Raw genomic sequence first — 12,149 nt, 5'->3', positions numbered from 1 at the left:
TCGTTTTGACAAAGCGGTCACTGGAGAGTAATCACCATCCAAAACTCACAAATTCTCAGTTTTAATTAATATTTTAGTCCGTATATAAACAAAACTATAAGGAACATACTCTATGGGAACACATTAAGCAATAGTTTTATGTGCCTTTGATCTCTTTTTTGGCATAACAACAACCAGAAGGAATAATGCGAGGGTGGCAACAGCAAACGAAGAAAGATATGTTGCGCTTGATCCATAGAGTTGGGCAATAATACCTCCCCCAGTGTTGGCTACCAAAATAGCGGCTGCTGTGATGAGGTAGTACACGCTAAAGGCGGTCCCTCGCAGGTCATCCGGGGAATTATCCGCAACAAGCGCATAAAACATACTTTGATGAATCCCCATTTGAAGACCCCACAAGGCAATTCCCACAAATACAGTGGTCAAGTTTGTTGCCATGGCTAAGATCAAGTCAGATATGATCAGGATCGCAAACCCAAGAGCAAGAAGATGATAGCGACTCATCCGGTCTGATAAGATACCAACGGGAAAAGAGGACAAAGAATAGGTCGCGTTAAAGAGAAGAAAGATAATGGGTGCATCCGCTTCAAGCAATCCAAAGTTTATGTGGGCGTGCAATACCAAAAACGGCTCACCCAGTTGTGCTACCATAAACACGCCGATCACACCCATTAAGGTCCAATAGCGACGTCCTAAGCGGGGAAGGTCAGACCAGTGAATGGGATGGCGGGGCTGATGATCTTTGGGGTGGAGGTTTTTCTTTGGCTCTTTGATAAAGAGTAGAACGATCATAACAGCAACCACAGCCGGAATGGTGGATACCCAGAATAGTTGCTGGTAGTCATTGCTGGTTCTGTGCATGAAGATCCAACCAATAAAAGCGCCTGCAAAGGAACCAGCGATACCAAGTCCAACGCGAAGACCATAGCAGGCCCCTCTGCTTTTGGCAGGGGCAATGTCTCCGACCAAAGCATCACGCGGTGTCGCTTGTAGACCATTCCCGATACGGCTAACGCCGCGGGAGATGAAGACAGCCGTAAAGCTTGACCATAAGGCAAGGATTGGGCTGCTTAAGGCGATGAGGACATACCCAAAGGTCATGAACATTTTGCGGCGGCGCAAATAGTCGCTGATGACACCAGCAAAGGTTTTGATCGCAAAGGAAAGACACTCAAGTATTCCTTCAAGGAAACCAATCCAGCCAATTTCAACACCAACGATCGTGTTTAAATAGACGGCCGCAATGCCCCGAACCATGACCGAGGAGGTGTTGATGAAAAACACAGCAAGGCCAATACCCCATATTTGTTTTGGAATGGAGGAGAAAATAGATTGACGGGCTGTCGAGTTGGGCATCAATACTCCAAAAGTCTTATATTATTATTGGAAAGCGTAACCTATTATTCTTAGGCGACATATATTTGCAATTATTATGAAAATCTAAAGGATAGAAGCGCGCACAAATTCCTTTTATTGGGTATTTAATAAAAAGAGTAAATGCATACGTCATATCAACTCAAACACTTCATTTTTAGAGGATCGATCTATGGCCCTGCTTCTTAACCGGACATTGACCTAATATGACCCCAATTGTCAAGTCTTGAATGAAAGTTGGAATAGACATGAGCAACACCAACGTTGAACTTACAAATACTCTTTAAATTCCTCGAGTATTTTGATGTAAAGGTCGTGCTTAAAAGGAACGATAAGGTCGGGGAGCTCTTTGGGGTCGACCCACCGCCAAGCGACAAACTCAGGGTGGCGGGTGTTAATGTTAATTTCGCTATCGTCGCCTAAATACTCCAGAAGAAACCATTTCTGAGTTTGTCCAAAGAAACGACCGCCCCACAAGGTGTTGCCAAGTTCTTCGGGAAAGTCGTAAGTGATCCAGTCAGGGGTCTCCGCGATCAAGCGAACATTTACGGTACCAATCTCTTCTTTCATTTCACGCAAAGCTGCTTGCCAAGGTGTCTCGACATTATCGATGCCTCCTTGAGGCATCTGCCATGCGTTAGGATCGATGATGTGGCCTGTATCTCGTCTTTGACCGACCCATACCAACCCTTGGGCATTCAAGATCATGAGTCCAACGCCTTTGCGATACTCAATATTATCCGGGTTCATGTGGCTTTTATCTGCGCTCATTTATATCCTTACGCCTTGTTAATTTTTTACAGTATCCGAAGATGCCTTTGTATTTGTGAAGTTGGGCATCGGCTCAAGCTCAATACCATTCTCATTTAATGTGTCAACCCAGGCCGGTAAAACGTTAACGATTTCAGGAATGGCTGGGACACTTATTAATATGTTATCATTTTCTTTGGAATTTTGGATAATCTTTTTCAAAAACTCATCAACTTGGTCCGAACTTGTTGTCAGGGGGAGCGTTAAGTCGACTTGTTGGTAGGGCATCTGCAAAGATTCACAAGTTTCCTGAACTTGCGTGTGAGGGGTGGTGTTGGGATCAATGAAGATTCGCCCTTGCCTTTTAATTTCTTGAAGAACCGGATCTAAATCAGTTTTAGAGATGGTAAAGCGAGATCCTAGTAAACCGATAACTCCAGTACCCTTTGGTGTATGATCCAAAATCGCCTTTGTTTTCTCTATATTCTGTTCCGCCTTCACACCTGTTAAAAGAGTAAGGGGCCCAGGGTCTACATTTGGGTAGTTGTAAGGCTCCATCGGCAAGGCAATTAAAACCGAAAATCCCAAACGAGTGGCCGAAGTGAGTTGCTCATGTAGGTTTGGACTATTGGGATTAAAGGCAAGGATAAAGGGCCCTTGTAAAGTTGTCAAAACTTGATCTGTCAAATTTTTGTTCAATCCTAAGTCCGTAAGAATAATGGTAACAGTAGGGCGTGTTGATTTGGTAGGCGGTTCAAAATAACGGGAGGGAAGACCCGTTTGAAGAAGGGTCCAGGGACTTTGATCGGTTGAGGAATCTTCCTCATCAGCGACGTCCTCTTCTTCTGTTTCGGTGGCTTCTTCCGCTTCAGAAGCGGGGAGAGACATTTGGGGAGTTGGGTTGAGAGTCCTAGGCTTTTCTTTCCAAAAGTACTTTCCACCGCCAATCACAACAACAGCAACCAGTGTAAAAAGGATAAGTAGAGGGCCAGATATGCGGGTAACCTTGCTGAAGAGCACATAAATGTAATTAAAGAGTTTTTTCATGGTCGTAATTTAATGGCCCATAGACCGTTTAAGAGATCAAGGGCTCTTTGTAGTTGTTTATCCTCAGATGTTGTCTCTTTCGATTGTTCCTTTATAAGTTCAGGTGAAGAGGTGTTGATGGTAATATCAGGCTCAATTCCGCGTCCTTGTATTTCTTCACCTTTGGGCGTATAGAAAAGGGCAATCGTGATCTTAAAGCCTCCAAATTCCTCCAGGGGATATATTCCTTGAATAGACCCTTTACCAAAAGATTTTTCTCCAATGAGAACGGCACGATGATTATCTCGAAGGGCAGCGGCTACAATTTCTGAGGCTGATGCAGATCCTGGATTAATGAGAACGGCAATGGGGATATCTTTGACGAGATCTTTGCCCTTTGCTTTAACTGTTTGGTTGTGGATCTTGTTGCGTCCTTTCACTTGGACGATTGTCCCTGAATTTAAAAATAAGTTGCACACAGAAACAGCTTGATCAAGCGTGCCACCGGGGTTGTTCCTTAAATCCAAAACAATTCCATGCAAGGATTTGCCCAAGCTCTTTTGAAGGGCGGAGATGCTTTCTATGAGCTTGTCGGTCGTATGGTCATTAAAGTAACTAATTTTAATATAGCCAACAGTCCCTTCGGCCCGATATTTAACGGGATTAACTGTAATGAGTTCACGAGTAATTTTGACCGTATAGGGTTGTGTAAAACCGCGGCTAATCTTTAAGGCGACCGTTGTACCTGGTTTCCCGTGGAGTCGCTTAAAGACTTCTTCCGGCGCGAGGCTTGAAATAGCCATGTTGTCGACATGCGTAATGAGATCACCGGCTTTGATGCCTGCTTTTTGAGCGGGCATGTCATCCATGGGGGCAATCACTTTAAGGACTCCATTGATTGGAATAACTTCAATGCCGAGGCCACCAAATTCACCTTTTGTGGACTGGGTATAGATTTTATAAGATTCTTCATTAAAGAAGCAAGAATAGGGATCAAGGGCCATGAGCATTCCATTAAGAGCGCCTTCCAGCATTTTCTTTTCATCCGGATTTTCGACATAGAGTTGGCGCACTTTTTCAAGGGTCTTGGCAATAACAGGTTCTGAAAACTTGACTTGTGATCGAGATTCTTTAGATGAATCTCGGCAACTCGAAAGAAGGGCTGCTGTAACAATAAAAAATAAAGTCGCGAATCGCTTCATCAAGAGTTGCTCCGTTGATCTTTAAGGACAGATTGGGGGTTGACGGTTTTTTCCTGGTGCCAAACCTCAAGGTATAATTGTGGAAGAAGAGGAGCAGACCCTTTAGTCGTTTTTCGCTGTTTTATTGTCATACGTCCTATGGGTTCCCCGGCTGCAATATTTTGTCCTAATGTGCAGTTTAAAGACCCCAACCCAGACATGACAACATGAGAATTTGATGTTTCAACAATAATCATCTTTCCTTGACCTTTTGCATAATCGCCTGCAAAAGCTATTTTCCCGGAGATGGGCGCCACGACGTGGGCGCCAGGGCGTGTAACAAAGAGCACGCCTTGGGTAAAGGACGCCCATTCAGGACTTGAATTTCCGTAAGTGGGTATCAATTTTCCACTAACGGGTGTCTTCAAAGTGAGAATACCACCATCATTGTCAAGCTTATCGTCTGGCAACAGGTTTCCCGTAGACCGATTTGTGAGCAGGCTGTTTAAAGTGTCGCGTTCTTGATGGTAGTGAAAGGTAAGATCATGCAGCTCATTCTTCTTGGCTTCAAGTTGGGTGCGAATGTTGGATAAATATTTAACCTTTTCAAGAAGCTGCTGGTTACGAATGTGAATTTCAGGGGTGATTGACCGCAAAAGCATGGAGCTGTGAATCACATCATCTGGTTTTGAGGCAGAAAGCATAGCCAAGAGTGGGGAAAATTGGGTTGCATGACGCAAATAATGAATGGTGTCCATTAAGCGGTGATTATAGTGTTCTAACTCACTCAAAATGGCTTTTTCTTCTTCGCGTGTCCGTTCTAAATCATGCTCGACAACAGATAGTTGGGCTTCGTGCTTTTGTATGGTTGCGGCGATAGCAATCAGTTTTTGAGTCGCAGCCTTTTGTGTAACTGCTGGTGAGGAAGGCGCTGCATTCCCCCCTGTAATGGATAGGAGAGAGAAAAATATTATTATCTTACGCGCGAGCATGGACGCGCTTCTCCCGTAACAAAGAAGTTCCCGTCATGTCAGATGGAATCGGCAATCCAAGCAGTGTTAAAATGGTTGGGGCAAGGTCACTCAACTGACCATTGTCAACAGCCGAAACAGATTCTGGCCCATTAACCAAGATAAAGGGCACTGGATTGCTTGTGTGAGCTGTATGGGCGATGCCTGTTGTTTCATCGACCATTTGCTCAACGTTACCGTGATCTGCTGTGATAATCATGGCATATCCGGCATGTTTTGAGGCATCTTCAAGACGACTCAAGCAATGATCGATTGTTTCAACGGCTTTTTGAATGGCCTCTTGTATCCCTGTGTGACCAACCATATCCGTGTTGGCATAGTTGATAACAATCAGGGCATATTGCTTATCGTCCCCCCTCATGGTTATTGCTTCCACAACCTTATCTGTAACTTCCTTCGCGGACATCTCTGGCTTCAAGTCATAAGTCGCAACATCAGGAGAAGGAACCATGATGCGATCCTCACCCTCGAAATGTTCCTCCCGGCCTCCATTTAAAAAGAAAGTGACGTGAGCGTATTTCTCCGTTTCGGCAATGCGTAGTTGCTTAAGGCCTGCCGCTGCAACAATAGAACCAAGAGTCTGTGTTGATTGTTCCTTGGGAAAGAGGGGAGGGATCAGGGGGGTTAATTCTTTGGAATATTCTCCCATGGCCAAGGTCGCAGCAAAAGAAACCGGGCGTCCGCGGTCAAATGCTTTAAAATCAGGCTGGAGGAGGGCGCTCAAAATTTGACGAACCCGATCGGCTCTGAAATTAACCATAAATAGACCATCCCCCTCCTTCATACCCGGATATTGCCCAACACAATGGGGCTCAAGGAATTCATCTCCCACCCCATGTTTATATTGATCCCTCAGGAGGACCAGAGGGTCTTTGGTTGAGGGGCCCTGTCCAAAGACAAGGCATTGATAAGCTTTTTCAATGCGGTCCCAGCGATTGTCACGATCCATTGCAAAATAACGCCCCCCAATAGTGGACAAAGGATGGTCCGTATTCTTCAAGAATTCTTGTATATAGTCATAAGCACTTTGAGGGGGCGTATCACGACCATCCAAGATAGCGTGAACATGTATAGGGATGTCATTTTTCTTTAAAATCCCAACAATCGCTTCAATATGGGATTGGTGGGAATGAACCCCACCGGGAGAAAGAAGCCCCATGACATGGCACGCACCGCCGGACATTTTCAATTTGGCAATGAATTGTGTAAAATGGGAGTCTGTTTCTAGTTGCGTCCCATGTGGACCCTGTTTCAGGCTTGTGTCAATGCGAGGGAGGTCTTGCATGATAATGCGACCCGCGCCAATCGTCATGTGGCCCACTTCTGAATTTCCCATTTGCCCGGGCGGAAGTCCGACAGACAAATCAGAAGCAAGGAGTTCGGCATGGGGGTAGGTGGACATAAAGTGATTCCAGGCCGGAGTATAGGCTGTCGAAATCCCATTGATCTTGGAAGAGGGCGCGATACCCCACCCATCCAAAATACATAATATAACAGGCATACCAGGGATTGAGGGCATAATCTTATTTGGTTCCTTAAAAGGAATTTTCATTCTTCACGAACTATTGCAGATTTCTGCCTATTTGTCAGCTGGGCATTTGAGAAAGAAACATATTTTCTATTCACACGTTAACTTTATGATTTCCGATCAAGGTCTTTACAAGCAGCTGAGATAACCATCGTTCGTAGTCATCAGAAGTCCATCCTCTTTCAATGACGAAGAGGCGATACATATCTCGGCCCGTGAAAGCCCATAGAATATCATGGGCTTTAGAAAGGGTAAGATCGGAGGGAAGAAGACCTTTCTCGGCCATATTTCTTATCCCTTCTTCAAGACGATTATACCGACGCTGTTCTCTTTCTTCTTCGAGTTTTTTTAATTCAGGCGCAAGCACTGCTGCGCCTCGAAAAATATCCATCATGGATTTTTCAGCATCATATATTTGTCGGGAGATTTTAGAGGCAATCGCAAGACGGTCTTCAGGGATTTGCTTTTCAGCCAATTCATTCAAAAGCGATTGGCGCCGTTCTGGAGAGAGAGCTTCCTCCATTAAGAGGCGTACAATACCTCCCTTGGACTTAAAGATCGCATAAATGGAAGGGACTGAAACTTGAGAAGCAAGGGCAATGGCCTCAATGGTCACTTTCTCATAACCCTCTTTTTCAAAAAGGGACTTGGCACAATCTAAAATCCGACTTTTTGTGAGAGCAGCTTGGGCGTTTCTGCCATCAGCATTATAAGTTCTCTTAGGTGTTTGGGGCGTTTTCAAATAAATCTCCACAATTGGTCAATTCGTTATTGACATATTGGATATAGCATACTATATTGAATATGTGCTGTCAAAAAAACTATAACAAGGAGGATACGGTGATGAATACACCTTTATCAGTAGCGACAAAATATTACACGGCCATGGGCAATAAAAATATGGATGGGATGGGAAAGTTCTTACATCCGGATATTTCATTTCAGGGGCCTCTGGCTCAAATTGAAGGAAAAGAAGGTGTTCTTGATGCTGCCATAAAACTTGCCAGCATCATTAATGGCGTAAACATTCGGCGAAAGTTTGAAAATAAAGATCAAGCCATGCTTGTACTTGATTTAGATTTTCCGGCACCTGTAGGGCATTTTCCATCAGCCTCTCTTGTAACAGTTAAAGAGGGTCTCATCACAAATATTGAACTCTTTTATGATGCGCGCCCGCTTGATGATCAGAAGAGGGACGCTATATTTTCAAAGAAATAGGTTTTGGTTACTTAATTTGAAAGGAAAAAGGACCCGAAAGCGTGTTTCGGGTCCTCACTAAAATAACTAAGAGGCATGAATTTTGTATGTTTTTGAAGGTACTTCTGAAAATATAGGAAGAGAAGGGGTATCAATGCTCATCGCAAAGTCCTCAGGCGACATAGGCTTTCCTGTCAAATACCCTTGAATAACTTGCGCCCCTAAGCGTTTAACGAGGTTGAACTGTTCAACGGTTTCAACGCCTTCACAAACAACAGTTACCCCAATTTCTTGAGCAAGCTCCATAAGCGTACGTAAAATCAATTGTGCTGCTGGAATAAGAGGCGCTTGCTGGACAAAGCTTTTATCCATTTTGACGCCATCTACGGGTACGTCAACCAGGTATCGCATGGTTGAATAGCCTGTTCCAAAATCATCAAGATAAACCTTTACGCCCTTTGTTTGTAGGAGGCGCACTGCGTTTGCCAAATTTGTCATGTTCGCAACCGGCGCGGACTCTGTAATTTCAATTTCTAACAAGTGGGGTGCAATACCAGCGCTTGAAAGGGATTTTAATATATGGAGAGCAAATGCCCCATCAAGAATGGTCGGTGAAATATTAATGGCAAGAGGCAAGGCAGCTTCCCCAGAGTTCTTTAAGGAATCTACAACCGTATCAATTAACCATATTGTAATGGGACGCATTAAGTTATGATCTTCTGCTAAGGTGACCCAACGTTCTGCTGATATCAACCCTTCAACAGGATGCTGCCAACGAAGCAAGACTTCCGCACCAACAGTTTGATGCGTAGCCGCACAAACCTTTGGCTGAAAAACCACTTGGAGTTGTTGAGTCATTAACGCTGCCCGCAAGTCATGCGCAAGGTTGTGCTTAGCTTCAGGTACATTTTTAAGGCGTTTAGATTGCATTTTCATAAAATTATCTCCTTTTTATACTCTAACAACCCTTGACTCCAAAAGAACTGCGTCTAAATGGCGCAGGTGTGTTTTTGGTTTAAGAGTGAGAGAAATCCTTATGATTTAGCATAAAAAACAGGTAGGCTTAGTACCTGATGCTAGGTAAAGTCATAAAAAAACTCTTAATCACGAAGCAATACGGTCAGTTAATTGGTTTAACTTGTATTTAACTTTTATATGGTTACCCCATATGTATTTTTCAAGTTAATATTCCAATGGTGGTGAAAAATACCTCAATAAATTGAGATAATTTAAATATATCAAGAAAATAAGACTATGGCAATAAGAAAGTTTTGACTCAAATACGTGAGTATTCTCTTGGGGATTAATGATCATAGCACCCTTGAGAATACATTCACGAAACTTTCATATGTTGGATCTAGATTTTCCCCTTTTCAACAAAATCAGCAATTTTTTGTAAATCAAACGCGTACGTTGCTTGTTTGGATTGGTATTCTCTTCTTAAGACTTGAAACTTTTCGAATGTAAGATCATCGCAAAACGCTTTGTGTTCTGCAATCAACCCAGGCTCAACAAAGCGCTCACTCACAAATAGATCATACATATATTTTTCAAGGTCATCATATGTACGCGCTTCTTGAAAGAACATAGGGTCAAACCCAATAAAGTTACCATCGCACAAGCGAATTACATTGTGGTTTCGGGCGTCTCCCTTTGGTTTAAAGGCAACATACTCAGGAATATTCACAAATGACATGACACAAAACCCCTTGAAATCGCTTGTGCATAGCGTCTGAAAGCTCCAAGCAAGTTTATGGAAAAATATATGGGGAGCATCATTCCTTTTCAAAAGTGTCGTTATTAAATCATTAAAAGACTCTTTTCCTAAAAGACTCGCAATGATCCTGACTTTAACGATCTTTAATGCATTCAAACATTCAGCACGGGTCTTGCTGCCTAATAAGCAATCTAATGCAACACCCATCTGAGGTTCTTTAGCTTGATCCCATACTATTACAGGAACATTACCGTGTTGAGGTGTCGGGATCACGTCAGTTCTCCAACAATCTACTCCTGCTGTGAAATCAGCTGGTTGAATTGCATATGCCCAATTCTTATTAATAAGATCATAAGAATGTAAAGCAGACTGCGTAGCTGCTTTGTTTAAACCATTTTCAGATATAACATGGTCATGGAAATCTTCAGATTGAGCTGCATTTGAGCCATTGGTTATGGAAAATAGTATTAAAATAGACAAGATTATGGACTTCATTTTCTGTTCCTTCAAATATAAGAGAAATATGTGTTCTTTATGCTGATATAATCATTGTCTTCTTGGATTGCAATAAGATTTATAGAAGTATGAGTATGAGAATTGGGATGGCAATCCCGATTCCAAAATACTTTCAATCTCACATGCATGATGAAACATAGTGTAAATTATAAAGAAGGTCCTTGGCCTTCACGCGCTCTTCTTGATAAAGTCCCCATCAAGAAGGGTGAGCGGATCCAGGTATTCCTTACCCAAATCACGTGCAACAGCCTGGTAAGTAATCTTACCTTCAAACACGTTCAAGCCATTGCGTAAATGAACATCATCGGCAAGAGCTTTGCGGTATCCTTTTTGGGCAAGAGCCAAAATAAAGGGCATGGTCGCATTATTTAAGGCAACCGTAGAGGTGCGGGCAACGCCACCTGGCATGTTGGTTACACAATAATGGAGGATGTTATCAACGATATAGATCGGGTCGGCATGGGTTGTCGGGCGACTGGTTTCAAAGCAACCTCCCTGATCAATGGCAAGGTCAACAACAACAGAGCCAGGGCGCATCTTGCGAATCATTTCTAGCGTAACAAGCCGTGGCGCTGCTGCTCCAACAATTAACACAGATCCAACAACCAGATCTGCATCAATGACGTATTGTTCAATCAAATCTGATGTAGAGAATATAGTTTGGACACGGCCTCCAAATTCATTATCGAGTTCTTTCATGCGGCGTGTGTTTCGATCAAAAATAGTGACTTGAGCCCCAAGCCCGATGGCCATACGAGCTGCATTGGCTCCTGCAACACCACCCCCCAGGATCACAACTTTTCCAGGGGCCACACCAGGAACGCCCCCTAAAAGGACTCCAGCGCCGCCTTGCCCCTTTTCCAGGAAGTGGGCGCCGGCTTGGATCGCCATACGACCCGCAACTTCACTCATAGGCGCAAGAAGGGGAAGACCGCCATGGGTGTCTGTCACTGTCTCATAAGCAATGGCAATGCAGCCTGACTTAATCAGGCCTTCAGCTTGCTCAAGATCTGGCGCCAAGTGCAGATAGGTGAAGATGATTTGCCCAGGGCGCAGCATTTTGCATTCTTGCGGTTGGGGTTCCTTGACCTTTATGATAATGTCGGCTTTGGCAAAAACTTCTGCGGCTGTTGGGGCAATCTTAGCGCCGGCCGCTATATAATGCTTATCTTCAAAACCCACACCGTGGCCCGCATTTGTTTCAACAAGAACTTCATGGCCAAGGCGTGTTAATTCATGGGCAGAGCTTGGGGTTAACCCTGCACGATATTCATGGTTTTTAACTTCTTTTGGAACGCCGATTAGCATATAAGTCTCCTGCTTTCAAAAATAAAATATTTGTTAAGATTAGTTCTTACCTGTTTTGATATGATTTTGCATTAAGATTTTTGGGCATTTTTGATGCAACTCTTTTAAGTCTTTAGTTTATATGTGAAAAATAGTTATCCAACCCGATCATAGCGAAAATTATCCGCATATTGTTTTGGAGGCTTGAGAGGCGCATTTGCGGATTCAATTTGGAAAGTGAGACCTTGCAGCCTCGCATAAGCCACAGCTTGCTCTAAAGATCGAAAAGTCAGGCGGATTTGACTCAAGGTGTCTTTGGATCCACACCACCCCATAATAGGGTCAATGAATTGACCGTCATTTGGAGAAAAATCCAATATCCAGTTCCGCGTTTTCGCTTTTCCGGATTGCATGGCTGTTTTGGAGGGGCGATATATTCTGGCTTGAACCATTTGGAATGCTTTCAAAAATGGTCGGGACGAGAGGATTTGAACCTCCGACATCCTGCTCCCAAAGCAGGCGCGCTACCAGGCTGCGCTACG

12 protein-coding genes are annotated in these 12,149 nt (G+C 43.7%); 1 reads left to right on the top strand and 11 read right to left on the bottom strand.

The genetic code is table 11. The features are described 5' to 3' along the window. Positions 1–123 precede the first annotated feature (123 nt). The 7 genes from K2Y18_08760 to K2Y18_08730 all read right to left on the bottom strand — a co-directional run bounded on the left by K2Y18_08760 (position 124) and on the right by K2Y18_08730 (position 7,632). Positions 124–1,356 carry an MFS transporter gene (locus K2Y18_08760; protein MBX9805825.1) on the bottom strand — a complete coding sequence of 411 codons (1,233 nt, stop codon included), beginning with the start codon at positions 1,354–1,356 and terminating at the stop codon, positions 124–126. Positions 1,357–1,644: 288 nt separating this feature from the next. Next, a complete protein-coding gene (locus tag K2Y18_08755; GenBank protein ID MBX9805824.1) occupies positions 1,645–2,124 on the bottom strand; it encodes an RNA pyrophosphohydrolase in 480 nt (159 codons plus the stop codon). Positions 2,125–2,163: 39 nt separating this feature from the next. Further along, positions 2,164–3,171, bottom strand: a complete 1,008-nt coding sequence (locus K2Y18_08750) for a divergent polysaccharide deacetylase family protein (protein MBX9805823.1) — start codon at positions 3,169–3,171, stop codon at positions 2,164–2,166. Continuing rightward, on the bottom strand, positions 3,168–4,355 hold the full coding sequence (locus K2Y18_08745) for a S41 family peptidase (GenBank protein ID MBX9805822.1): 1,188 nt from the start codon (positions 4,353–4,355) through the stop codon (positions 3,168–3,170). Before K2Y18_08745 ends, K2Y18_08750 begins: the two co-directional genes overlap by 4 nt. Beyond that, positions 4,352–5,323 carry a peptidoglycan DD-metalloendopeptidase family protein gene (locus K2Y18_08740; protein MBX9805821.1) on the bottom strand — a complete coding sequence of 324 codons (972 nt, stop codon included), beginning with the start codon at positions 5,321–5,323 and terminating at the stop codon, positions 4,352–4,354. Before K2Y18_08740 ends, K2Y18_08745 begins: the two co-directional genes overlap by 4 nt. After that, positions 5,310–6,881, bottom strand: a complete 1,572-nt coding sequence (gpmI, locus tag K2Y18_08735) for a 2,3-bisphosphoglycerate-independent phosphoglycerate mutase (GenBank protein MBX9805820.1) — start codon at positions 6,879–6,881, stop codon at positions 5,310–5,312. Before gpmI ends, K2Y18_08740 begins: the two co-directional genes overlap by 14 nt. Before the next feature lie 103 nt (positions 6,882–6,984). Continuing rightward, on the bottom strand, positions 6,985–7,632 hold the full coding sequence (locus tag K2Y18_08730; protein MBX9805819.1) for a TetR/AcrR family transcriptional regulator: 648 nt from the start codon (positions 7,630–7,632) through the stop codon (positions 6,985–6,987). A gap of 101 nt (positions 7,633–7,733) precedes the next feature. On the opposite strand from K2Y18_08730, the gene K2Y18_08725 reads away from it, so the two are divergent. Next, positions 7,734–8,108: a nuclear transport factor 2 family protein gene (locus K2Y18_08725; protein ID MBX9805818.1), complete on the top strand. Its 375-nt coding sequence runs from the start codon at positions 7,734–7,736 to the stop codon at positions 8,106–8,108. A 66-nt stretch (positions 8,109–8,174) separates the two neighbouring features. Here the strand turns inward: K2Y18_08725 and K2Y18_08720 are convergent, their stop codons facing one another. From K2Y18_08720 to K2Y18_08705, 4 genes are all read right to left on the bottom strand, one after another. Beyond that, positions 8,175–9,023 (bottom strand): EAL domain-containing protein, encoded by an 849-nt coding sequence (locus tag K2Y18_08720; protein ID MBX9805817.1) that lies wholly within the window; start codon positions 9,021–9,023, stop codon positions 8,175–8,177. A gap of 421 nt (positions 9,024–9,444) precedes the next feature. Next, complete coding sequence (locus K2Y18_08715; GenBank protein ID MBX9805816.1) at positions 9,445–10,299, bottom strand: hypothetical protein; 855 nt, start codon at positions 10,297–10,299, stop codon at positions 9,445–9,447. A 189-nt stretch (positions 10,300–10,488) separates the two neighbouring features. Further along, positions 10,489–11,628, bottom strand: coding sequence for an alanine dehydrogenase (ald, locus tag K2Y18_08710; protein MBX9805815.1), 1,140 nt, complete (start codon positions 11,626–11,628; stop codon positions 10,489–10,491). Positions 11,629–11,762: 134 nt separating this feature from the next. Further along, a complete protein-coding gene (locus K2Y18_08705) occupies positions 11,763–12,059 on the bottom strand; it encodes an ETC complex I subunit (GenBank protein MBX9805814.1) in 297 nt (98 codons plus the stop codon). Positions 12,060–12,149 lie beyond the last annotated feature (90 nt).

Source organism: Alphaproteobacteria bacterium (assembly GCA_019746225.1).
Classification (GTDB): Bacteria; Pseudomonadota; Alphaproteobacteria; order Paracaedibacterales; family VGCI01; genus VGCI01.
The sequence above is the reverse complement of the archived record's forward strand: the minus strand, read 5'-3'. Positions and strand labels throughout refer to the sequence as shown.